18 protein-coding genes and 1 riboswitch are annotated in these 22,313 nt (G+C 63.1%); of the genes, 12 read left to right on the top strand and 6 right to left on the bottom strand.

Annotated features, from left to right (window positions below; translation table 11 throughout):
* Positions 1 to 41: 41 nt before the first annotated feature.
* Positions 42 to 1,472 (bottom strand): TolC family outer membrane protein, encoded by a 1,431-nt coding sequence (locus BLS27_RS03655; protein WP_043207331.1) that lies wholly within the window; start codon positions 1,470 to 1,472, stop codon positions 42 to 44.
* 152 nt (positions 1,473 to 1,624) lie between these two features.
* A riboswitch (TPP riboswitch) is annotated at positions 1,625 to 1,731 on the top strand.
* A gap of 141 nt (positions 1,732 to 1,872) precedes the next feature.
* Between BLS27_RS03655 and thiC the strand changes: the two genes are divergently transcribed.
* Positions 1,873 to 3,759 carry a phosphomethylpyrimidine synthase ThiC gene (thiC, locus tag BLS27_RS03650; protein WP_043207332.1) on the top strand — a complete coding sequence of 629 codons (1,887 nt, stop codon included), beginning with the start codon at positions 1,873 to 1,875 and terminating at the stop codon, positions 3,757 to 3,759.
* Positions 3,760 to 3,943: 184 nt separating this feature from the next.
* Positions 3,944 to 5,227 (top strand): putative hydroxymethylpyrimidine transporter CytX, encoded by a 1,284-nt coding sequence (gene cytX, locus BLS27_RS03645; protein WP_090343208.1) that lies wholly within the window; start codon positions 3,944 to 3,946, stop codon positions 5,225 to 5,227.
* Here the strand turns inward: cytX and BLS27_RS03640 are convergent.
* On the bottom strand, positions 5,196 to 5,942 hold the full coding sequence (locus BLS27_RS03640; protein WP_090343206.1) for an RsiV family protein: 747 nt from the start codon (positions 5,940 to 5,942) through the stop codon (positions 5,196 to 5,198). The genes cytX and BLS27_RS03640 overlap by 32 nt on opposite strands.
* A 184-nt stretch (positions 5,943 to 6,126) precedes the next feature.
* Between BLS27_RS03640 and BLS27_RS03635 the strand changes: the two genes are divergently transcribed.
* The 8 genes from BLS27_RS03635 to BLS27_RS03600 all read left to right on the top strand — a co-directional run bounded on the left by BLS27_RS03635 (position 6,127) and on the right by BLS27_RS03600 (position 15,018).
* Positions 6,127 to 6,744, top strand: coding sequence for an NUDIX domain-containing protein (locus BLS27_RS03635; RefSeq protein ID WP_043207336.1), 618 nt, complete (start codon positions 6,127 to 6,129; stop codon positions 6,742 to 6,744).
* The gene (locus tag BLS27_RS03630; RefSeq protein ID WP_043207338.1) at positions 6,735 to 7,187 is read left to right on the top strand and encodes a DUF1249 domain-containing protein; all 453 of its coding nucleotides are present in this window, start codon (positions 6,735 to 6,737) and stop codon (positions 7,185 to 7,187) included. The genes BLS27_RS03635 and BLS27_RS03630 overlap by 10 nt, the downstream gene beginning before the upstream one ends.
* A gap of 85 nt (positions 7,188 to 7,272) precedes the next feature.
* Positions 7,273 to 8,088: a 3',5'-cyclic-AMP phosphodiesterase gene (gene cpdA, locus BLS27_RS03625; RefSeq protein WP_090343204.1), complete on the top strand. Its 816-nt coding sequence runs from the start codon at positions 7,273 to 7,275 to the stop codon at positions 8,086 to 8,088.
* 175 nt (positions 8,089 to 8,263) lie between these two features.
* Positions 8,264 to 8,872 (top strand): YqiA/YcfP family alpha/beta fold hydrolase, encoded by a 609-nt coding sequence (locus BLS27_RS03620; protein ID WP_090343200.1) that lies wholly within the window; start codon positions 8,264 to 8,266, stop codon positions 8,870 to 8,872.
* A 34-nt stretch (positions 8,873 to 8,906) separates the two neighbouring features.
* Positions 8,907 to 10,811 (top strand): DNA topoisomerase IV subunit B, encoded by a 1,905-nt coding sequence (parE, locus tag BLS27_RS03615; protein WP_070571120.1) that lies wholly within the window; start codon positions 8,907 to 8,909, stop codon positions 10,809 to 10,811.
* A 74-nt stretch (positions 10,812 to 10,885) separates the two neighbouring features.
* The gene (locus tag BLS27_RS03610; protein WP_458860434.1) at positions 10,886 to 11,794 is read left to right on the top strand and encodes an esterase-like activity of phytase family protein; all 909 of its coding nucleotides are present in this window, start codon (positions 10,886 to 10,888) and stop codon (positions 11,792 to 11,794) included.
* A gap of 76 nt (positions 11,795 to 11,870) precedes the next feature.
* Positions 11,871 to 14,129 (top strand): DNA topoisomerase IV subunit A, encoded by a 2,259-nt coding sequence (gene parC / locus BLS27_RS03605; protein WP_090343194.1) that lies wholly within the window; start codon positions 11,871 to 11,873, stop codon positions 14,127 to 14,129.
* Between the two features lie 175 nt (positions 14,130 to 14,304).
* Positions 14,305 to 15,018 carry a PqiC family protein gene (locus tag BLS27_RS03600; protein ID WP_070571122.1) on the top strand — a complete coding sequence of 238 codons (714 nt, stop codon included), beginning with the start codon at positions 14,305 to 14,307 and terminating at the stop codon, positions 15,016 to 15,018.
* Positions 15,019 to 15,187: 169 nt separating this feature from the next.
* Here BLS27_RS03600 and BLS27_RS03595 read toward each other — a convergent pair whose 3' ends face one another.
* Entirely contained in the window at positions 15,188 to 16,636 is a 1,449-nt protein-coding gene (locus BLS27_RS03595; protein WP_090343191.1) for a histidine kinase, read from the bottom strand.
* A 136-nt stretch (positions 16,637 to 16,772) separates the two neighbouring features.
* Here BLS27_RS03595 and serB point away from each other — a divergent pair, with 136 nt between their 5' ends.
* Positions 16,773 to 17,987, top strand: coding sequence for a phosphoserine phosphatase SerB (gene serB / locus BLS27_RS03590; protein ID WP_043212004.1), 1,215 nt, complete (start codon positions 16,773 to 16,775; stop codon positions 17,985 to 17,987).
* A gap of 71 nt (positions 17,988 to 18,058) precedes the next feature.
* On the opposite strand, the gene asd is transcribed toward serB, so the two are convergent.
* From asd to BLS27_RS03575, 3 genes are read right to left on the bottom strand one after another with little or no spacing between them, the layout of a single operon-like run.
* Positions 18,059 to 18,922, bottom strand: coding sequence for an archaetidylserine decarboxylase (asd, locus tag BLS27_RS03585; protein WP_090343186.1), 864 nt, complete (start codon positions 18,920 to 18,922; stop codon positions 18,059 to 18,061).
* 17 nt (positions 18,923 to 18,939) lie between these two features.
* Positions 18,940 to 19,749 carry a rhodanese-like domain-containing protein gene (locus tag BLS27_RS03580; RefSeq protein ID WP_043212000.1) on the bottom strand — a complete coding sequence of 270 codons (810 nt, stop codon included), beginning with the start codon at positions 19,747 to 19,749 and terminating at the stop codon, positions 18,940 to 18,942.
* Between the two features lie 46 nt (positions 19,750 to 19,795).
* Positions 19,796 to 21,331: an HDOD domain-containing protein gene (locus BLS27_RS03575; protein ID WP_070571125.1), complete on the bottom strand. Its 1,536-nt coding sequence runs from the start codon at positions 21,329 to 21,331 to the stop codon at positions 19,796 to 19,798.
* A gap of 130 nt (positions 21,332 to 21,461) precedes the next feature.
* On the opposite strand from BLS27_RS03575, the gene motA reads away from it, so the two are divergent.
* A complete protein-coding gene (motA, locus tag BLS27_RS03570) occupies positions 21,462 to 22,313 on the top strand; it encodes a flagellar motor stator protein MotA (RefSeq protein ID WP_043211996.1) in 852 nt (283 codons plus the stop codon).

The following is a 22,313-nucleotide window of genomic DNA, read 5'->3' as shown; positions in this document are numbered from 1 at the left end:
CCACTCGGCAGGCGTGCCCGTGAAGTAGCGGTAGCGCGTCCTCAAGGTCGCCGCTCGAAGTTCTTTGCCGCCGCGGCTGCCAGGTCGGGTGGGAGGAAGTCCTTGTCCGGGTTGTAGTCGGCTTTCAGATAGCGGCCCAAGTCCTGCAGGTCCTGCGGACTGAGCGTCCCGGCGGCTTGCTTGAGGCGCAGGTTGTCGAGGATGTAGTCGTAGCGGCTGTTGTTGTAGTCGCGCACCGAGGTGTAAAGCTGGCGCTGGGCATCGAGTACGTCGACGATGTTGCGGGTACCGACCTGATAGCCGATCTCGGTAGCCTCCAGGGCACTCTGGTTGGAAATGATCGATTGCTTGCGCGCCTGTACCTGTTCCACGTCTGTGTTCACTGCGCGGTGCAGGTTGCGGGTGTTCTCCACCACCTGACGACGCAGGCTTTCGCGCTGCTGTTCGCTCTGGCTCAGGCGCTGGTACGCTTCGCGCACTTGGGAACTGGTCAGCCCGCCACTGTAGATCGGGATGTTCAACTGAAGGCCGATGCTGGTCTGCTCCACGTCGCCGCTGTAGCGCCCGAAGGGCGAGGGGTTGGTGAAGCCGAGACTGTCATTGTCGCCTTTTTGGTACTTGGCCACAGCATCGAGCGTCGGGGCGTGGCCGGCCTTGCGCTGGCGCAGGGTTTCCTCGGCGGCGGTCACGGCATGGTTGGTGGCAAGCAGGTTGAGGTTCTGCCGCGCCGCGGTATCGACCCAGGCCTTGGCATCGTTGGGGATTGGCACCTGCACCGGTAGGGTATGGACCACGCCCTGGATCGAGCTGTATTCGCGGTTGGTCAGGGTCACCAGGGCCTCGAAGGCATCCTGTACCTGGCGCTCGGCGATGATCCGGTTGGCCCGGGCGGTGTCGTAACTGGCCTGGGACTGCAGCACGTCGGTCTTGTCCGAAAGGCCGACGTCGAAGCGCTCGTTGGACTGGTCCAGCTGGCGCTTGAAGGCCGCTTCCTCGGCTTTGGTCGAGGCCAGGTTGTCCTGGGCGCGCAGTACCGCGAAGTAGTTTTCGGCGGTTTGCAGAATCAGGTTCTGTTCGGTGGCCGACAGCTCGAGGGCCGCCTGTTCATTGACGGCTTCGGCTGCCTGCAACTGGAACCAGCGGTCGGCACGGAAGATCGGCTGCGCCAGTGTGGCGCTCCAGGAATTGCCGCTGCGGTTGGACGTGATGGAGGGCTCGTCGATCTTGGTGCGAGTGTTGAGCATCTCGGCACCGGCCGACAGGTTCGGCAGCAGTCCGGCCCTGGCCTGGGGGACCACTTCGCGACGAGCGCCGTAGTCGGCGCGGGCGGCGGCCAGGTCGGCGTTGTTGTCGACCGCCTCCTGGTAAACGCTGACCAGGTCGGTTTTCACCGTCGTGGGCATATCCGCTGCCCAGACCACTGCGTTGGACGCACAAGACACGGCTATCGCCAGTGAGAGTTTGCGCAGCATAGGCAATCCTTGAAATGAATTTCTGAACTGTTGAGTATCGAGCGATGGCCAGTGTAGTGCCGGGCGCACCTGGCAACAATCGCCTGACGTGCCTTTCATCATTCGCCAAGCTACACGCTTGGCTTTGCCGACCACTTGAGTCTAGACTGCGCATGTTCTTGTCGGGGTGCCTTGAATCGAAGGCTGAGATCGGATAGTTCCGGATCCCGTTGAACCTGATCAGGTTAGCGCCTGCGTAGGGAACAAGATTGCTCGCTTTCCCGGCGAGATCTTGTGCCAGGTCCGGGATTGTCGAAGCTCAAGCTCAAGGCACTTCTCGCATCCGGCACCGCACCGTCCTAGGTGTATCCGCGCCCCTTCAGGTTCTCCCCGACATTCCACGCTGTCTGGAGAGCCTGTGATGAGCCAACAAGAAAAATCGATCCACCTCAGCGAGTCGGCGCAAGTCGACCAGCAGTCCGTGCAACCTTTCCCCCGTTCGCGCAAGGTCTATGTCGAAGGCTCGCGCCCCGATATCCGCGTACCCATGCGCGAGATCAGCCTGCATGACACGCCCACGGACTTCGGTGGCGAGCAGAATGCGCCGGTGCTGGTGTACGACACTTCTGGTCCCTATACCGATCCCAATGTCGTCATCGATGTGCGCAAAGGCTTGGGCGATGTGCGCTCGGCGTGGATCGAGGCCCGTGGCGATACCGTGCGCCTGGATGGCCTGAGCTCGAACTTCGGTCAGCAGCGCCTGAACGACCCCGAACTGGCCAAGCTGCGTTTCGCCCACGTGCGCAACCCGCGCCGTGCCAAGCCAGGCGCCAACGTCACCCAGATGCACTATGCACGTCAGGGCATCATCACCGCCGAGATGGAATACGTCGCCATCCGCGAGAACATGAAGCTGCAGGAGGCCCGCGCCGCTGGCCTGCTGGACCAGCAGCACGCCGGGCACAGCTTCGGTGCCAGCATTCCCAAGGAAATCACCCCTGAGTTCGTGCGCGAGGAAATCGCCCGCGGCCGCGCGATCATCCCCGCCAACATCAACCACCCGGAACTCGAGCCGATGATCATCGGCCGTAACTTCCTGGTGAAGATCAACGGCAACATCGGCAACAGTGCCCTGGGGTCCTCGATCGAGGAAGAAGTGGCCAAGCTGACCTGGGGCATCCGCTGGGGTTCGGACACGGTCATGGACCTGTCCACCGGCAAGCACATTCACGAAACCCGCGAGTGGATCATCCGCAACTCGCCGGTGCCGATCGGCACCGTGCCGATCTACCAGGCCCTGGAAAAGGTCGGCGGTGTGGCCGAGGACCTGACCTGGGAGCTGTTCCGCGACACCCTGATCGAACAGGCCGAGCAGGGCGTGGACTACTTCACCATCCATGCCGGCGTGCTGCTGCGCTACGTACCGCTGACCGCCAAGCGGGTCACCGGTATCGTCAGCCGTGGTGGCTCGATCATGGCCAAGTGGTGCCTGGCACATCACAAGGAAAACTTCCTGTACACGCACTTCGACGAGATCTGCGAAATCATGAAGGCCTACGACGTCAGCTTCTCGCTGGGCGACGGCCTGCGTCCGGGCTCGATCGCCGATGCCAACGACGCGGCCCAGTTCGGTGAGCTGGAAACCCTGGGCGAGCTGACCAAGATCGCCTGGAAACATGACGTGCAGTGCATGATCGAAGGCCCGGGCCACGTGCCGATGCAGTTGATCAAGGAAAACATGGACAAGCAGCTCGAGTGCTGCGATGAGGCGCCGTTCTATACGCTGGGTCCGCTGACCACCGACATCGCCCCTGGCTACGATCACATCACCTCCGGTATCGGTGCCGCGATGATCGGCTGGTTCGGCTGCGCCATGCTCTGCTACGTGACGCCCAAGGAGCACCTGGGCCTGCCGAACAAGGACGACGTAAAGACCGGCATCATCACCTACAAGATCGCCGCGCACGCCGCTGACCTGGCCAAGGGCCATCCGGGGGCACAGATCCGCGACAATGCCTTGTCCAAGGCACGCTTCGAGTTCCGTTGGGAAGACCAGTTCAACCTCGGCCTGGACCCGGACACCGCCCGTGCGTTCCACGACGAGACGTTGCCCAAGGAGTCGGCCAAGGTCGCGCACTTCTGCTCGATGTGCGGGCCGAAGTTCTGCTCCATGAAGATCACCCAGGAAGTCCGTGAGTACGCAGCCAACCAGCGTATCGAGGCGACGGATGTGTCCGTGGAAGAAGGCATGCGCGAGCAGGCCGAGCGGTTCCGTCAGGAAGGCAGCCAGCTGTACAAAAAGGTGTAACGCATCCCGGCCCCTTCCTGTGGGAGGGGCACATTTTTCTGTGTGGGGCACGGCCCTGTGGGGGCGGGTTTACCTGCGAATGCTGAGTTCACTGACGCATTCGTGGGTAAACCCACTCCCACAGGGCTGTGCCCTTCGTCAGTTTGACTCGGTATCCCCAACAACAACTCTGGTAAGCCCGCCGATGACCACTCCCAGCCACTTCTCCCCCGACCACCCGGTCCCTCACGGGCAGCGCCAATTCGGCGCCCGCGACCTGTTTTCCCTCTGGTTCTCCCTCGGCATCGGCCTGATGGTCCTGCAGGTCGGCGCGCTACTGGCGCCAGGCCTTGGCTTGGCAGGCTCGGTGCTGGCGATCGCGCTGGGCTCCGCGGTAGGCGTGCTGCTGTTGGCGGCGGCCGGGGTCATCGGCAGCGACACTGGGCTATCGGCCATGGCCACCCTGCGCCTGAGCCTGGGGCGTCATGGCGCGCGTCTGCCGGCGCTGCTCAACTTGTTGCAACTGGTGGGGTGGGGGTCGTTTGAGATCATCGTCATGCGCGATGCCGCCAGCCTGCTCGGCACCCGGGCGTTCGGCGAGGGCAGCGGCTGGAGCAGCCCTCTGCTCTGGACCTTGTGCTTTGGCGCTCTGGCCACCTTGCTGGCGGTGAGCGGCCCACTGACCTTCGTGCGCAAGGTGCTGCGCAAATGGGGTATCTGGCTGCTGCTCGGGGCGTGCCTGTGGCTGACCTGGAACTTGTTCGCCAAGGCCGACCTGGCGGGCCTGTGGCGCCAGGCGGGCGATGGCTCGATGTCACTGGCGGTGGGCTTTGACATCGTCATCGCCATGCCGTTGTCGTGGTTGCCGTTGATCGCCGACTACTCACGTTTCGGCCAGCGAGCCAGCCGCGTGTTCGGCGGTACGGCGCTGGGCTTTTTCATTGGCAATGCCTGGCTGATGAGCTTGGGCGTGGCCTACACCCTGGCCTTCGCGCCGAGCGGTGAGGTCAATGCACTGCTACTGGCCTTGGCGGGGGCAGGTCTGGGTATTCCACTGCTGCTGATCTTGCTGGATGAGTCGGAGAACGCCTTTGCCGACATCCATTCTGCTGCCGTGTCTACGGGTTTGCTGGTGCGCATGAAGGTCGAGCACCTGGCCCTGGCCATCGGCGTGCTGTGCACATTGATCGCCCTGCTGGCGCCGCTGGCGCAGTACCAGAACTTCTTGCTGTTGATCGGATCGGTGTTCGCGCCGTTGTTCGGTGTCGTGCTGATGGACCACTTCGTCATTCGCCGTCGGCAGATACCGGCGGCGATCAGTGGCTTACACTGGCAGGCGCTGGTCGCCTGGGCGGTGGGGGTGGCGGCATATCACTTCATGGCCAATGTCGCACCGGAGCTGGGGGCGACCCTGCCGGCACTGCTGCTGGCAGGGGTACTGCATGGCCTGCTGAGCCTTAGCCGCGGCCAGGAAACAGCTCGGGCTTGAGCACGCCATTGAGGCGTGGATAGGGGATCTTCAGTTCGATGTGGCCCATGGAATAGGGCGCAATGGCATAGACTTCGTACTTGACCACCACCGCGCCATAGGTCAGCGCCACGTGCGGGGACTTGCGGAACGGCCAGGTCTTGATGAATTCGGGGTCCTTGTCCATGCCGGTGCTGATCATCCAGGCGCGGTGGGACTCCTCGACCGTCTTCCAGAAGGTCTCCTCCTGGCCCGGCAGCAGCATGTCCTGCAGGGTCAGGACCTTGTCCAGCTTGCGCGAATAGTTGATGAACCCGCGCCCCGGCATGCCGTGGGCGCCACCGCTGTCCAGATAGCTGGACAGTTCGATGATCACCAGCCCGTCATGCTGCTCGCGTACCTTGGCCTGCAGGTAGCTGCTGTTGCGTTTTTCGGCAGTGGCCAGGTATTGCTGCTCATAGGCTTGCAGCGAGGTAGGCGCGGTGCTGCGCTGGTTGTCTTCGGTCAGCTGCAGCAGGCGCTGTTCGACGATGGCGTCGAGCTTGGGCAGGGCCGGGAAATGAATGGTGTCGATGTTCACCAGTGGGCAGTCGCTCTCGCTGCAACCGGGTTTGACGTGTTCCCAGGCGTCGCGCTTGACCTCGAGCGGGGCTCGGTAGTTGGGCTCGAACAGGCTTTGGCAGGCGCCAAGGGCCAATGCCAGCACAGCCACGGAAGTCAGTTTGACAAGCGTCATGATGATCCTTGCAGAACAGATGGAGTCGAGCTTCGACCGTCGGCGCGGCCTTCAGTTCGCCACTAAGCTAACAGAGTAGAGACGCTCTGTCCTGGCCGCCTGAACGGTCGTTGGAAAGGGGTGAAACACGACGGCTCGCAGAGTAGGATGGCGCGATGCGGTAAATGAGGTAACGAGGATTCCCATGTCAGATACGTTGAATTCAGTGCCCAAGGCGGTCGAGATCGTCGAGCAGGCCAACTGCTTCCAGGGCTTCTACCGGCTCGACAAGGTGCGCTTGCGCCATGAGTTGTTCGCTGGCGGCATGGGGCGGGAGATCAGCCGGGAACTGTTCGTGCGCCATGATGCGGTCTGTGTGCTGCCATACGATCCTCAGCGTGACGAGGTGGTGCTGATCGAGCAGTTCCGCGTCGGTGCCTTGGGCAAGGTCGAGAACCCTTGGCTGATCGAGATGGTCGCCGGGCTCATCGACAAGGACGAGGAGCCCGAGGAGGTCGCCCACCGCGAAGCCCAGGAGGAAGCCGGCCTGACCTTCAGCGCACTGTGGCCCATGACCCGCTACTTCCCGTCGCCCGGAGGCAGTGACGAGTACGTGCACCTGTTCCTGGGGCGCTGCTCCAGCGAAGGCGCCGGCGGGCTGCATGGTCTTGAGGAAGAAGGCGAGGACATCCGCGTGCGCGTCTGGTCGTTCGAGGACGCCCTGCAGGCTGTGCGTGACGGGCGTATCTGCAACGCCGCGACCATCATCGGCCTGCAATGGTTGGCGCTGAACCGTGCGGAAGTGCGAGGGATGTGGTCGTGAACCTGTTACGCGAGCGCTATCGGGTCGACCTGGCCGGGCTGCAGGCAGCTTGCGAGGCCAACTACGCCCGCCTGATGCGTCTGTTGCCAGACATGCGCACCACCCAGAGCTCGCGGCGCATCGGCATGACCCAAGGTGACCAGATGCTGGGCGTGCTGGTGCTCGACGTGGTGCTGGCGTGCCCCTACACCACCACCCTGCGCGTGCGTCAGGAACACAGCCTGCCCTGGTTGCCGGTGCCGCATCTGGAGGTGCAGGTGTACCACGATGCACGCATGGCCGAAGTGGTCAGTGCCGAGCATACCCGGCGCCTGCGCAGCATCTATCCCTATCCCAACGCGGCCATGCACCAGCCGGATGAAAAAGCTCAGCTCAACCTGTTCCTGGGTGAATGGCTCAGCCACTGCCTGGCCTGCGGCCATGAGTTGGAAGCCGTTCGCTGAAATGTGACGGCGGTCGGTTTCAGCCCTTTGCTCCGGCCCCTTCGGCATCCCATAATCGCGCTGAATCCGTTCGAGGAGCCGGCCGTTGCCGCAATTCAATCTCCCTCAAGCCTCGGCACCCCTGCAGGTGGTGCAACTGACCGACGCCCACCTGTTCGCGGACGCGGGCGGCACCCTGCTGGGCATGAATACCCGCGACAGCTTGCAGCATGTGGTCGAGCAAGTGCGGCGCGAGCAGCCGCAACCGGACTTACTGCTGTGCACCGGTGATCTGTCCCAGGATGGCAGCGTCGCGTCCTATGAAGCCTTCCGCCAGCTGACTGCGGCGTTGGGTGCGCCGAGCCGCTGGCTGCCGGGCAATCACGATGAGGCCAAGGTGATGGCCGAGTTCGCGCAGGGCAGCGACCTGGTGCAGGCGGTGACCGATCTGGGCGCCTGGCGCATTGTCATGCTCAACTCGAACGTGCCCGATGCCACCCATGGTTGGCTCGCCGACGATCAACTGACCCTGCTGGAGCAAGCCCTGGCTGGAGCGGGGGAGCGTCACTGCCTGGTCTGCCTGCATCATCAGCCTGTGGACATCGGTTGTGCCTGGATCGCGCCGATCGGCCTGCGCAATGCCGATGAGCTATGGAAGCGACTGCGCGGTTATACACAGGTAAGGGCAGTGCTCTGGGGGCATATCCACCAGCCTTGGGATGAGCGGCGTGAAGGTGTTCGTCTGTTGGCCACGCCCTCGACCTGCATCCAGTTCGCCCCCAACAGTGAGGACTTCCAGGTCAGCGAGGAGCAGCCCGGTTACCGGTGGTTGCGCTTGCATGGCGATGGGCGAGTCGAGAGTGGGTTCGAGCGGGCCCGGGATTTCAACGTACAGCTGGATTTCAACAGTCCGGGGTATTGAGGCTCGGTGTGCTCCAGGTAAGGGCCCGCGAACAAGATGCAAGCCCTTGGCCGCCTGCGGCGTGAAGAATTTGTTGCGAAAAGCCCGAAGCTGCGCCAAAACCCAGCGAACAGGCTACACTGCGCGTCCCTGCGCCCGCACGGACGGGCGCGCCGCAGTACACTCCGGGGGCAGCATGTCGGGTTCCATCCTTTATATCCACGGCTTCAACAGCTCGCCGCTGTCGAGGAAAGCCCTCCAACTCGAGGCGGTGATGCAGCAACTGGGCCTGGCCGACCAACTGCGTGTGCCTGCCTTGCATCACCACCCGCGTCAGGCCATTGCCCAGCTCGAAGGGGCCATCGCCGAGCTGGGCCACCCTTTACTGGTGGGCAGTTCGCTCGGCGGCTACTATGCCACCTACCTGGCCGAGCGCCATGGCCTGAAGGCACTGCTCATCAACCCGGCGGTCGGACCGCACCGGCTGTTCGACGGATACCTCGGCACCCAGCGCAACCTGTACACCGACGAGACCTGGGAGCTGACCCTGGACCATGTACACGCCCTGGCCGAGCTGGAGGTGCCGCCCCCCCTGGATGCCAACCGCTATCAGGTATGGTTGCAGACCGCCGATGAAACCCTGGATTATCGCCAGGCCGAGCGCTATTACCGAGCTTGTGCCCTGCGCATCCAGGCTGGCGGCGACCACGGTTTCCAGGGTTTCGCCGAGCGTCTTCCGGCATTGCTGGCCTTCGCCGGCATTGCGCGCGGGCAGTATGCGGCGCTCGATTTTTCTGTATTTTGACTTTTTGCATTCACCAGACTGACGACGAGAACCCATGGCCAATCCCAGCGCTAGCGCCTATAACGCAGACGCCATCGAAGTCCTCTCGGGCCTTGACCCGGTCCGCAAGCGGCCGGGCATGTATACCGATACCAGCCGGCCCAACCACCTGGCCCAGGAAGTCATCGACAACAGTGTCGACGAAGCCCTGGCCGGCCACGCCCGTTCGGTACAGGTGATTCTCCACGCCGATCATTCGCTGGAAGTCTGCGACGATGGTCGCGGCATGCCGGTGGACATTCACCCCGAGGAGGGGGTGTCCGGGGTCGAGCTGATCCTCACCAAGCTGCATGCTGGCGGCAAGTTCTCCAACAAGAACTACCAATTCTCCGGCGGCCTGCATGGGGTGGGCATCTCGGTGGTCAACGCCTTGTCCAGCCAAGTCCGCGTACGCGTCAAGCGCGATGGCACCGAGTACCAGATGACCTTCGCCGATGGCTACAAGGCCAGCGAACTGGAGGTGGTCGGCACTGTTGGCAAGCGCAACACTGGCACCAGCGTCTATTTCAGCCCCGACCCGAAATACTTCGATTCACCTAAGTTTTCCATCAGCCGCCTCAAGCATGTGCTCAAGGCCAAGGCCGTGCTTTGCCCAGGCCTTCTAGTCAGCTTCGAAGACAAAGCCAGCGGCGAAAAGGTCGAATGGCATTACGAGGACGGCCTGCGCTCGTACCTGGTCGATTCGGTCAGCGAGTTCATGCGTCTGCCCGACGAGCCGTTCTGCGGCAGCCTCGCGGGCAACAAGGAGGCGGTCGACTGGGCCTTGCTATGGTTGCCCGAGGGCGGCGACAGCGTCCAGGAAAGCTATGTCAACCTGATCCCCACCGCCCAGGGCGGCACGCACGTCAATGGGCTGCGCCAGGGGCTGCTGGATGCGATGCGCGAGTTCTGCGAGTTTCGCAACCTGCTGCCGCGTGGCGTCAAGCTGGCGCCCGAGGATGTCTGGGAGCGCATCACCTTCGTCTTGTCCATGAAGATGCAGGAGCCACAGTTCTCTGGCCAGACCAAGGAGCGCCTGTCATCCCGCGAGGCGGCGGCGTTCGTTTCCGGCGTGGTCAAGGATGCGTTCAGCCTGTGGCTCAATGCCCACCCCGAGCTGGGCATGCAATTGGCGGAGCTGGCCATCAGCAACGCTGGGCGTCGTCTGAAGGCGAGCAAGAAGGTCGAACGCAAGCGCATCACCCAAGGCCCGGCACTGCCTGGCAAGCTGGCCGACTGCGCAGGCCAGGACCCGATGCGTGCCGAGCTGTTCCTGGTCGAAGGTGACTCGGCCGGCGGTTCGGCCAAACAGGCGCGTGACAAGGAGTTCCAGGCGATCCTGCCCCTGCGCGGCAAGATCCTCAACACCTGGGAAGTCGATGGTGGCGAAGTCCTCGCCAGCCAGGAGGTGCACAACATCGCCGTGGCCATCGGGGTCGATCCGGGCGCTGCGGACCTGTCGCAGTTGCGCTACGGCAAGATCTGCATCCTCGCCGACGCCGACTCCGACGGTCTGCATATCGCCACGCTGCTATGTGCCTTGTTCGTTCAGCACTTCCGCCCGCTGGTGGAAGCCGGTCACGTGTACGTGGCCATGCCACCGCTGTATCGCATCGACCTGGGCAAGGAGATCTACTACGCCCTCGACGAGGCGGAACGCGACGGCATCCTGGACCGCCTGGTGGCCGAGAAGAAACGTGGCAAACCGCAGGTCACCCGATTCAAGGGGCTGGGCGAGATGAACCCACCGCAGTTGCGCGAGACCACCATGGATCCGAACACCCGGCGCCTGGTCCAGCTGACCCTGGACGATGTGCAGGGCACCACCGAGATCATGGACATGCTGCTGGCCAAGAAGCGCGCCGGCGATCGCAAGAGCTGGCTGGAGACCAAAGGTAATCTCGCCGAGGTACTGGTTTGACCCGCCTGCTCGCAGCGGTCTGCCTGCTGTTGGTCGCCTTGCCGAGCCTGGCGGCCAACTGGCCTGAGCTCAAGATGAGCGAGGAACACCCGGTCGATGGCATGCGCGGAGGCAACCTGTCGGGCCTGGCCTGGTGCCGTGGGGCCTTGTGGACGGTGTCCGACCGGGACGACGACCGCATCTACCGCCTCGATCAGCAGGACCGGACCTGGCGTGCCCAGCCACTGACGTTCACCCCGCCACCGGTGCCGGAGAGCGGTCTGCCTTGGGGATTGAAGTCGCGTAATTGGGCGGCCTCTTATATCCGCGGCGGCGAGCTGGACTTCGAGGGCATCAGCTGTGATCAGGCCGGCAACTTCTACCTGATCAGCGAAGCCCATGCCGCGGTGTTGCAACTGCCTGCCGATGGCGAACCGCGCTGGCTGAAGATCGACCCGGCCATGGTGCGCCAGGCGCGTGCCAGCGGCATGCTGCTGCACTTCAATGCACTGTTCGAAGGGCTGGCAGTCCACCCGTCCGGGGATCGTCTGTGGCTGGCGGCCGAGCGGGAGCGACGCGGTCTGCTGCTGGTAGAACGCCAGCAGTCGGTCTGGAACTGCGCACGCAGCTGTGTGTTGCTCAGCGAGGCGGGCGTCGAAATGCAGCCCAAGCAAATGCCCAATCCGCAGGCCATGGCGCGGGACTTCTCCGACCTGGCATGGTACGAGGGCAAACTGTACACCCTCGAACGCAACGCCTATCGCATCTGCCGCCGTGACAGCGAGAGCGGGCAGGTCGAGCGTTGCTGGTCGTTCGCCGCCGATGCCTTGGTTGAATCGCGCCGCTACGACCAACCGTATGGGCTGGCCGAGGCGTTGGTGATCGACGCCAAAGGTGCCTGGGTGGGTGTGGACAACAACAACGGCGATCGTGCCGATGGTGAGGCTCGTCCAATCGTCTGGCGTTTCGCGGCCCCTGAAGGTGGCTGGAACGCCAAGCCGTAGGCTTGCCGGCCGATTTGAATTTACCCGGCGCGGCGGTAGTTGCCGTCGCGCCAGAACCTGAAATGACGAGGCCCGCATGAGCGACTCACTGGAACTCAGTCTCGAAGGCGTCGAACGCCGCTCCTTGGCTGACTTCACCGAACAGGCCTACCTCAACTACTCCATGTACGTGATCATGGACCGTGCCTTGCCGCATATCGGCGACGGTCTGAAGCCGGTGCAACGACGCATCGTCTACGCCATGAGCGAGTTGGGGCTCGATGCCGATGCCAAGCACAAGAAATCGGCGCGCACCGTCGGTGACGTGCTCGGCAAGTTCCACCCCCATGGCGACTCGGCCTGCTACGAGGCCATGGTGCTGATGGCCCAGCCATTCAGCTACCGCTATACCCTGGTCGATGGCCAGGGCAACTGGGGTGCGCCGGACGATCCGAAGTCATTCGCCGCGATGCGTTACACCGAGGCGCGCCTGTCGCGTTATTCGGAGGTGTTACTCAGCGAGCTGGGCCAGGGCACTGTCGACTGGGTGCCGAACTTCGATGGCACGCTCCAGGAGCCTGCCGTGTTGCCGGCGCGCCTGCCGAACATCCTGCTCAACGGCACCACCGGCATCGCCGTGGGCATGGCCACCGACGTGCCACCGCACAACCTGCGTGAAGTCGCCAGCGCTTGCGTGCGCCTGCTCGACGAGCCCAAGGCCACCATCGAGCAACTGTGCGAGCACATCCAGGGGCCGGACTATCCGACCGAAGCCGAGATCGTCACGCCGCGCGCCGAGATCCTCAAGCTCTACGAGAGCGGCCGTGGCTCGATCCGCATGCGTGCCGTGTACCGGGTAGAAGACGGCGACATCGTGGTGACGGCCCTGCCGCACCAGGTCTCCGGTGCCAAGGTGTTGGAGCAGATCGCCGCGCAAATGCAGGCCAAGAAGCTGCCGATGGTCGCCGACCTGCGCGATGAGTCGGATCACGAGAACCCCTGCCGTATCGTCATCATCCCGCGTTCGAACCGGGTGGATGCCGACGAACTGATGCAGCATCTGTTCGCCACCACGGACCTCGAGAGCAGCTATCGGGTCAACGTCAACATCATCGGTCTGGACGGCCGGCCGCAGTTGAAGAACCTGCGTGCCTTGCTGCTCGAATGGTTGGAGTACCGCATCGGTACCGTCCGCCGCCGCTTGCAGCACCGTCTGGAGAAGGTCGAGAAACGCCTGCATCTGTTGGAAGGCTTGCTCACAGCGTTCCTCAACCTGGATGAAGTCATCCACATCATTCGCACCGAAGACCAGCCCAAGCAGGCTCTGATCGCTCGCTTCGACCTCACCGAGGTTCAGGCCGATTACATCCTCGAGACCCGCCTGCGTCAGCTGGCGCGCCTGGAAGAGATGAAGATCCGCGGCGAGCAGGACGAACTGCTGAAGGAACAGGCCAAGCTGCTGGCGCTGCTGGGCAGCGATGCCAAGCTGCGCAAGCTGGTGCGCAGTGAGCTGATCAAGGATGCCGAGACCTACGGCGACGACCGCCGCTCGCCGATCGTCGAGCGAGCTGAGGCCAAGGCACTCTCGGAAAACGAGCTGATGCCGACCGAGCCTGTTACCGTCGTGCTTTCCGAGAAGGGCTGGGTACGCTGCGCCAAGGGGCATGACATCGATGCCACAGGCCTGTCCTACAAGGCCGGTGATGGCTTCAAGGGCGCTGCCGCGGGCCGCTCCAATCAGTACGCCGTGTTTATCGATTCCACCGGGCGCAGCTATTCGCTGGCTGCCCACAGCTTGCCTTCGGCACGTGGCCAGGGTGAACCGCTGACCGGTCGTCTGACGCCGCCACCGGGCGCGAGCTTCGAATGCGTACTGCTGCCTGATGACGATGCGCTCTATGTGGTAGCCTCCGACGCCGGCTACGGCTTCGTGGTCAAAGGCGAAGACCTGCAGGCGAAGAACAAGGCCGGCAAAGGGCTGCTCAGTCTGCCCAACGGCGCCAAGGTCATGACTCCAAGGCCGGTGACGGACCGGGAGCAGGACTGGCTGGCTGCGGTGACCACCGAAGGTCGCCTGCTGATCTTCAAGGTCAGCGATCTGCCGCAATTGGGCAAAGGCAAAGGCAACAAGATCATCGGCGTGCCCGGTGACCGAGTCGCCAGCCGTGAAGAGTTTGTCACTGACCTTGCGGTAGTGAGTGAGGGGGCGACCCTTGTATTGCAAGCGGGCAAGCGTACGCTATCTCTCAAGCCTGACGATCTTGAGCATTACAAAGGCGAGCGGGGACGGCGTGGCAGCAAGCTGCCGCGTGGCTTCCAGCGCGTGGATGGCATGGCGGTTGAACGCCCTGAGTGAACCGGCTGTCTGTCTGAAGCGGCAATTACAGCGTCATTTCAGGCAGAAATGCTGGAGTCGGGCGGTTATTTCGCGGATGATAGTGCCCTTGCGGTACCGGCGTGGCCGTGTGCCCGTAAGAATCTACATGAGTATCACTGCGGTTTGCCCCTGGGCGACCGCTTGGATGGGATGAATGAAATTTCTGCGCCTTCCATTTGCGCTGTTGATGACAGGTCTGCTGGGACTGAGCGGATGCAGCATGCATCAGCCGGTAGCCTTGTATCAGCTGGACAGCGGTGATCCAGGCCAGCCCTCGCAGAGCGCCGGCATGGCGGTTGTGCTCGGCCCGGTATCGGTCGCCGATTACCTGCAACGTGAAACCTTCCTGCAGCGTCAGCCTGATGGCAGCCTGACCTCGGCGACCGACGGTCGTTGGGCCGGCAGTTTGTCCTCGGACATCGATCAGTTGCTGGTTCGCCAATTGGCCTGGCGTCTGGACAGCCAGCGCGTGGTCCTGGCCCCGGCGACCGCCGGTTTCAATCCTGACGTGCAAGTGTTGCTGTCGATTACCCGCCTGGATTCGGGCAAGAACCAGCCGGCGATTCTCGACGCCCAGTGGCGCCTGCTCGATCGTCGCGGCAAGGTACGGGATAACCGTATCGTTCACCTGGAGCAGCCACACGAGGGCTCCGAGGCGTCCCAGGTGCAGGCCCAGGGGCAATTGCTGCAGAAGCTGGCCGAGCAGCTCAGTGTTGCGGTCAAACCGCTGGCTAACCAGCCGGCAATTGCTGAAGAGACCCCGCCTCAACGCAAGTCCGCCCCGGTTCAGGTCAAGAAGGGGCCTGAGAAGCCAAAGATTCCGATGGCCTCGCCGATTCGGACCGACATGGAGGTCTACCGGTTCTAAACCGATAGACACAAAAAAGCCCGCAGCGATGCGGGCTTTTTTTTGCTTCGTGAAGTGCTGGTGATTCGAGCTGTTGGAACGGTTGCGAATTAGAAGGCCGGTGTACGGACCCTCGCAGGTTGAGCCAGCTCCTACGGTGCGCTGGCTCGGCCCCAATCGTTCCTGAAGCTCAGGCCCGGCGCTCGTGCATGCGCGCCAACTGGCGCTCGAGCATGGACGGATAGGGCTCCATCAGTCGCTCGACGCAGCAGGCGCCTTCTGGGCTGGCTATCGGGCGGATGCGGGCTCGTTGACGAATCAGTCCATCATCGCTGATCTTGCGCTCCACCAGCAGCAAGTTACGGCTGTGCTGCGAGAGCGCCAGGGCATCCTGGGCTTTTTCGGTCATCAGCAGGTCGACCTGCTCCAGACCCTGCAGGTCGTCTGCCAGGACCAAGCCCAGCTGCAGTTGCAGGGTGATGCCACTGTCGGCCACCTCGATCTGCAAGGCATGGCCCAGCGCCCGTAGCAGTTCGCCGCAGCAGATGGCATTGGTCAGGTAATCCTCGCCACAGTCGCGACTGTGGAACAGCAGCAGGGTGCTGCCATCGTTGAGGGTGTAGGTCTCGCCGTCATACAGCGATGCGGCCTGCTCCAGGCAGTCGCGATAGCGCTCCAGCAACTCGGTCAGGCGTGTGCGGGGCAGGCGGCGCAGTTGCTCCTGGGAGCCCAGTTGCACGGCGAGCACGGCGCTGTACTGCGGCTCGTCGGACACAGCAGCGACAGGCTTGGCGTGGCTGTCCTCGGCGTCGATCAGACCGGCGAAGGCATCATCGTCCTCGTCGTCTTCAGTTGCGAGCTTGGTTTTTGTCGTGGCCTTGGGGGTAACGACGACTTCGTCCAGGTCCTCGAAATCTTCTTCGATTTCCTCCGGTTCTGGCGGCGGGGGTGGTGCCAGGCGGGTGTGCAACTGACGCGCCAGGTCGCCGATCTCGTCCTGACGGTCGGTTGCAGGCGTATATGGGTGCGGGTCGCGCAGCCACACGCGCAACTGCAAGAGCGGCGTGGTGATGTGACGGCCCAGGCGCAGGCTCAGGGCCAGTGCCAAGGCCAGCAGGATGCCGCCGAGGATACCCATGCTCTGCAGGCTGATGGTCATCGGCTGCTGGAACTGACTCATGTCCAGGCTGATGCGCAGTTGCCCGGCGGTCACGTCCTGGAAGGTGATCTTGGTCTGGTAAAGCCCTTCAGCCTCGCCCAGCAGTCCGTTCTTCGGCCGTTGGCCGGCTTCGGCCAGCATGCGGTTGTCCACGCTGTAGATGGCCGCATGGGCCACCAGCGGATTCTTCACCAGATTGCCCAGCAATACGTTGAGGCTGAGGATGTCATTCGACACCAGCAGCTCGGTCGCCGAGTTGGCGGTCTGGATGGTCAGGCTCTGGCCGAGGGCGTCGGCCTGCTCATGCATGGCCTGCCGGAACTGCAGACCCATGACGCAGGCATAGATCACCAGCGCCAGGGCCACCAGGAAAATATTGTGGCTGGCGATGCGCAGAGCCAGCGGAACGCGACGCTGGCGCAGGGCTCGGAAGATCATCAGGAAGAAGTTATCAGGTTTGACTGGCGTGGGCCGGTTCACAGAGCGCGGCTCTTTATGGCGAAAAAGGTGTTGCGCAGTATAGCGAGCCGTGTTTTGTCGGCAAAGTATCGGTAGCGCCCGATGGTCACGGAAAATCGGTAGAATGCGCATTTTTCATCGAAGTCGGAGCCCGGTCTTGCGCGAAATCGTCCTGATCAACATCACTGGTGAAGACCGTCCCGGTCTCACTGCGGCCATCACTGGCGTCCTGGTCCAGGGCGGTGTGAACATTCTCGACATCGGCCTGGCGGTGATGCATGGCACCCTGTCCTTCGGCATTCTGGTCGATATCCCGGACAACGAAGTGGCCACCAACTTGCTGCAGAGCGTTCAGGCCAAAGCTCATGCGCTGAACCTGCAGGCCCGCTACACGCCCATTTCCGAGGCCGACTACCAGCATTGGGCCGACAGCCAGGGCGAGGCACGCCATATCGTGACGTTGCTCAGCCGCAAAGTGACACCGGAGCAGTTGCAGCGGGTCAGTGCTGTGATCAGCCAGTACGGCCTGACCATCGAGCGCATCGAGCGCCTGTCCGCTCGGGTGTCGCTGGATGCCTCGTGCGAGAAGAGCAAGGCCAGTCTCGAGATTTCCGTACGCGGCGAGCCGAGTGATTCCCAGGCCCTGCGCGCGGACTTCTTCGCCCTGGCCGAGGAGCTGAGCGTCGACATCGCCTTCCAGAAAGATGACCTGTTCCGCCGCAACCGGCGCCTGGCCGTGTTCGACATGGACTCGACGCTGATCGAGGCTGAAGTGATCGACGAGCTGGCCAAGGCCGCCGGTGTGGGCGAGCAAGTGGCGGCGATCACCGAGCGCGCCATGCGCGGTGAGTTGGATTTCCGTGCCAGCTTCAAGGAGCGCATGGCCTTGCTCAAGGGCTTGGATGTTGGCGTGCTGGACCAGATCGGCGCTTCCCTGCGCCTGACGGAGGGGGCCGAGCACCTGTTCGCCGAGCTCAAGCGGCTGGGCTACAAGACAGCGATCTTGTCTGGTGGCTTCTCCTACTTCGCCAAGCAGGTGCAAGCGCGCCTGGGCATCGACTATGTCTTTGCCAACGAACTGGAAGTGGTCGACGGCAAGGTCACCGGCGTCGCTGTTGAGCCGATCGTCGATGCGCAGCGCAAGGCCGATCTGCTGCAGCAACTGGCGAGCGAAGAAGGCCTGCAGTTGGAACAGACCATTGCCGTGGGTGATGGCGCCAACGACCTGCCGATGCTGTCGCTGGCCGGCCTGGGTGTGGCTTTCCGTGCCAAGCCGCTGGTGCGCCAGTCGGCCAAGCAGGCAATCTCCACCCTGGGGCTCGATGGCGTGCTGTACCTGCTGGGCCTACGGGATCGCGACGCGCGTAGCTGAGGTTGGCGCCTAATGACGTAGCACCATGAAAAAGGCCCCGCCTGTGCGGGGCCTTTTTTCGTGGCGATGACTCAGGCTTGGGCAGGCTGTGCGAGCAACTCGCCCATACGTACCGCAGAGCCTGCACCCAGGCTTTGCGCCCACTTCACCTGCTCTGGGCCAAAAAGCACGATTGCGGTCGAACCCAGCTTGAAACGGCCCAGTTCGGCGCCTTTCTCCAAGTGGATAGGGGCACGGCTGCCTTCGTCGTAGCGGAAGGTCTTGAGTTCACGCTTGGGTGGCGTGACCAGGCCTGCCCAGACCGTCTCGATCGAGGCCACGATCATTGCGCCGACCAGCACTACAGCCATCGGGCCACGCTCCGTATCGAACAGGCAGACTACACGCTCGTTGCGGGCGAACAGCTCGGGTACGTTCTCGGCAGTGGTCTGGTTGACCGAGAACAGCCGGCCTGGCACGTAGACCATTTCTCGCAGGGTGCCGGCCAGTGGCATGTGCACGCGATGGTAGTCCTTAGGCGACAGGTAGATAGTGGCGAACTCCCCCCCCATGAAGGGCTCGGCCAGGGCGGGATCGCCGCCGAGCAGTTCCAGGGCACTGAAACTGTGCCCTTTGGCCTGGAAGATACGGCCATGCTCGATCGGACCGAGCTGGCTGACGGCACCATCGGCCGGGCACAGGATGGCGCCTGGGGTTTCGTCCAGCGGGCGGGCGCCTGGCTTCAGGGCGCGGGTGAAGAAGGCGTTGAAATGTTCGTAGGCGGTCAGGTCTTCGACCAATGCCTCGGACATGTTCACCTGGTAGCGCTTGGCGAACCAGGCGGTGAAGGCGTTCTTGAACCAGCGGGCGCGGCATTCGGCGACGCAGCCGGCCAGCCGCGAGAGCAGGTGATGCGGCAGCAGGTACTGGCTGATGATGAACAAACGGGATTTCATTGGGTTTCCTTGGAATTTCAAACTTCTACAGGCGTGTCCGGATGGTTGCCCCATTCGCCCCAAGAGCCGGCGTAGGCCTTCACTCGTGGATAGCCGAGGGCTTTGGCCACCAGATAGGTGAAGCCGGAACGATGGTGGGTCTGGCAGTGAGTGATCACTTCCTTGTCCGGGGTGATGCCGAGTTGTTGCAGGATGTCGGCCATGTCCGAGCGGATGCGCAGGTGGTCGTTCAGGTCCATGCCTGCGGTCCACTCGAAGTTGACCGCGCCGGGAATGTGCCCGCCTTTGGCGGCCAGGACTTTCTCGCCTTTGTACTCGCCGGGGCTGCGGGCGTCCCAGATGGCCAGGTCCGCCGCGCCCAATCGGCTTTGCAGGTATTCGCGGGTGGCGGTGGGCTCTGCATGCAGTTGCAGGCTGACCGGGCTGCCGCCGCTTGGCGGGATTTCAACGCTGAGCTTGTCAGCGGGCCAGGCCTGGATGCCGCCATTGAGGTAGTGGTAACGCGTGTGCCCGATGACATCGAGCAGCCAGATGAAGCGCCCGGCCCAGCCGCCCCCTTCATCGTCGTACACCACATAGACCGCATCGTCCCGGTGCTCGAGTTCACCGAACAGCTTCTCCAGGTCAGCCCGCGCCGGCAGCAACCCTGGTGCCGGTGGTTGTCCCAGCTGGGTGCGCTTGGGATCGACGAACCGGGCGCCAGGGATGTGCCCGCTGCCATAGCGATTGACGCTGGTCAGGTCGACGAGGATCAGCTGTGGCGAATCCAGGCGCGCGAGCAGGTCGGCCGGTTCGATCACCAGGGGCAAGCCGGAAAAGTCAGTCATCCACGATCTCCAGGGTGGAATAGAGGAGGCGATTGTAGCCTAAGGCTCAAGCGTTGCGGTTGGTAAAGGCCGACAGGGCACGCTCGGTGCATTGGGCTGTCTTGCCGAAAGCCTGCACGCTGACATCGGCCATGGGCCTGCCGCCTTGGTCGGCGATCATCAGCATCGTCACCTGGCCGTTGACTGCCAGCGAGCGCAGCAACAAATGCTCGCTGGACAGCAGTGCTCGCAAAGGAGTTGGCAGCAAGGCCGAGAACTGGGCGTGGTTCTCCGGCGTCAGGCGCAGTTGCGCTGCCTGGCCCATCAGCCGTTGCAACAATTTGCTCTGGTTCAGTGGCAGCACCAGCGAGGCTGCCTCCGGGGGCAGACCTGCGGTCTGCTGAACACGCAGGCATTCATTGGGTCTGTCGAGCGCCAGCAGCATGACCCGCTGCATGCCGCAGGCCAGGAGGGCTTCGCGCGCCTGGGTGCTCAGGTGCAGGATGGTGGTGAACGGGCTGGGTTGGACCAGCAACTCGCCACAGATTTTGCGCCAGTGTTCCAGATCCTTACTGGTGGGTGGCTCAGGTGCGAGCATGTCTGGATGCGGTCGCCGCTGGTGCCAGGGCCAGAGCAGCGCTTCGGCGGGATGGAACAGGGCGTGCCGGGCGTGGTGCCGGGCACTGGCTGCCGCTTGCTGGTGAACCTGTTGCTGGACATCGTCGAGCGAGGTTTGTAGGTACAAGGCCGTCAGCAACTGCCAGCGCAGTAGGTGAGGGTTGTCCCAGCCCACCTGCGCCGCCAGAGCCAGTCCGTTGGCCAGCAGCACGGTGTTGGCCGGTTGGTTGAACCAGCGGCGCAGCCCGGGCTCTTCATCCAGACGCTGTTGCTGGGTGAAGGCATCCTGCTCGCGCGCGATGGTCAGGATCTGGGCCAATTGTTCGCGCTCATCGAGCAGCAGGCGATAACCCTGGGTCACCCAGCCGGGCAAGCGCCATTGCTCGGCCATGGCCTGGCACAGGGTCACGATGCGCACGCCGAACAGTGCCTGCTCGACTTCGGCGGCCTCCTCGCCCTTGTGGATGACTCGCAGTTCCCAGGCATCGAGCAATTTAGGGTAGGCCAAAGCCAGGGGCCACAGTGGTGACAGGAACAACAGGCTGCCCCAATGGATCTCTTGCCACAACCGGGCCAGGCGGCTGGCGAACAGGCCACTGGCCTGCTGGGCAGCGTGCTGGCTGATCAGCAGGAACTGACGTAGTACCGGCGGAATATCTTCGCCAGGGACGGCAGGCAGACGTGCCAGCAGGCTCGCGGTGCGGGCCAGACCTAGGCGATTGAGGGCGACTTCCAGGCTTTCGGCGGGTTCGGCCTGGCTGGCGTTGGCCGGATGGTTCGCCTCGCGCATCACCGAAAGCACCAGCGCTGGGCTGTCCTGCATGAGTTCGGCGATGTCGCGCAAAGAGCGCCGGCTATCGTTGATGGCGGCCAGTACCCGGTCATGACTCTCCTTGGGTACTGGCAGGCGGATGCCATCGAGCAGTTTTACCCAGGCATCGAGCGTGGGTGGAATCTGGCTTGGTACCTTAGCGTCCATTGGCATTTTGACATCAGTCCGAACTGGCTTTTCGCATTTTGTGCCTATAGTCTGGCGCAGTTCTGTCGATAAGTAGAAGAAGAGTTTTAAAGCTCCCGCCCCTGACCCTGACCACCACAGCAAGTGCTTTGAACCTATGGCTAAAATTATCGGCATCATCGTCGTATTCGCGAGCGTGCTCGGCGGCTACGTGCTATCCCACGGCAAGATCGCGGCGCTGATCCAGCCGTTCGAAGTGCTGATCATCGGCGGTGCGGCCTTCGGTGCGTTCCTTCAGGCCAACCCTGGTCACATGACCATGCATGTGATCAAGAAGTCGCTGAAGATGTTCGGCACCCGTTTCACTCACACCTTCTACCTGGAGGTGCTGGGCCTGGTCTATGAGATCCTCAACAAGAGCCGCCGCGAGGGCATGATGGCCATCGAGGGTGATATCGAAGACCCAGCCGCCAGCCCCATCTTCGCCAAATACCCGGCCGTTCTGGGCGACGAGCGCATGACCGCGTTCATCTGCGACTACCTGCGCATCATGTCCACCGGCAACATGGCGCCCCACGAGCTCGAAGGCCTGTTCGACATGGAGCTGTTGAACATGAAAGAAGAGCTCGAGCACCCTTCCCATGCGGTGACAGGCATCGCCGATGGCATGCCCGGCTTCGGTATCGTGGCCGCGGTTCTCGGGATTGTCGTGACCATGGCATCGCTGGGCGATGGCGACCAGAAGTCCATCGGTCTGCACGTGGGCGCCGCGCTCGTGGGTACGTTCTTCGGTATTCTCGCGGCCTACGGCTTCTTTGGTCCGTTGGCCAACGCCCTGCGTCATGACGCGAAGGAAGAGCTGAACGTCTACGAGGCAATCAAGGCATCGCTGGTGGCCTCTGCCTCTGGCATGCCGCCGTCGCTGGCCGTGGAGTTCGGGCGCAAGGTGCTTTATCCGGCGCACCGTCCAAGCTTCGCCGAGCTGGAACAAGCGGTTCGCGGTCGCTAA

It is taken from the genome of Pseudomonas guariconensis (assembly GCF_900102675.1).
GTDB classification, from domain to species: domain Bacteria; phylum Pseudomonadota; class Gammaproteobacteria; order Pseudomonadales; family Pseudomonadaceae; genus Aquipseudomonas; species Aquipseudomonas guariconensis.
The sequence above is the reverse complement of the archived record's forward strand: the minus strand, read 5'-3'. Positions and strand labels throughout refer to the sequence as shown.

What these genes read in the sequence shown, in the direction of transcription:
- BLS27_RS03655 (WP_043207331.1), bottom strand. Translation starts at nt 1,472, where the DNA reads ATGCTGCGCAAACTCTCACTGGCGATAGCCGTGTCTTGTGCGTCCAAC.
- thiC (WP_043207332.1), top strand. Translation starts at nt 1,873, where the DNA reads ATGAGCCAACAAGAAAAATCGATCCACCTCAGCGAGTCGGCGCAAGTC.
- cytX (WP_090343208.1), top strand. Translation starts at nt 3,944, where the DNA reads ATGACCACTCCCAGCCACTTCTCCCCCGACCACCCGGTCCCTCACGGG.
- BLS27_RS03640 (WP_090343206.1), bottom strand. Translation starts at nt 5,942, where the DNA reads ATGACGCTTGTCAAACTGACTTCCGTGGCTGTGCTGGCATTGGCCCTT.
- BLS27_RS03635 (WP_043207336.1), top strand. Translation starts at nt 6,127, where the DNA reads ATGTCAGATACGTTGAATTCAGTGCCCAAGGCGGTCGAGATCGTCGAG.
- BLS27_RS03620 (WP_090343200.1), top strand. Translation starts at nt 8,264, where the DNA reads ATGTCGGGTTCCATCCTTTATATCCACGGCTTCAACAGCTCGCCGCTG.
- parE (WP_070571120.1), top strand. Translation starts at nt 8,907, where the DNA reads ATGGCCAATCCCAGCGCTAGCGCCTATAACGCAGACGCCATCGAAGTC.
- BLS27_RS03610 (WP_458860434.1), top strand. Translation starts at nt 10,886, where the DNA reads ATGAGCGAGGAACACCCGGTCGATGGCATGCGCGGAGGCAACCTGTCG.
- parC (WP_090343194.1), top strand. Translation starts at nt 11,871, where the DNA reads ATGAGCGACTCACTGGAACTCAGTCTCGAAGGCGTCGAACGCCGCTCC.
- BLS27_RS03600 (WP_070571122.1), top strand. Translation starts at nt 14,305, where the DNA reads ATGAAATTTCTGCGCCTTCCATTTGCGCTGTTGATGACAGGTCTGCTG.
- asd (WP_090343186.1), bottom strand. Translation starts at nt 18,922, where the DNA reads ATGAAATCCCGTTTGTTCATCATCAGCCAGTACCTGCTGCCGCATCAC.
- BLS27_RS03580 (WP_043212000.1), bottom strand. Translation starts at nt 19,749, where the DNA reads ATGACTGACTTTTCCGGCTTGCCCCTGGTGATCGAACCGGCCGACCTG.
- BLS27_RS03575 (WP_070571125.1), bottom strand. Translation starts at nt 21,331, where the DNA reads ATGCCAATGGACGCTAAGGTACCAAGCCAGATTCCACCCACGCTCGAT.
- motA (WP_043211996.1), top strand. Translation starts at nt 21,462, where the DNA reads ATGGCTAAAATTATCGGCATCATCGTCGTATTCGCGAGCGTGCTCGGC.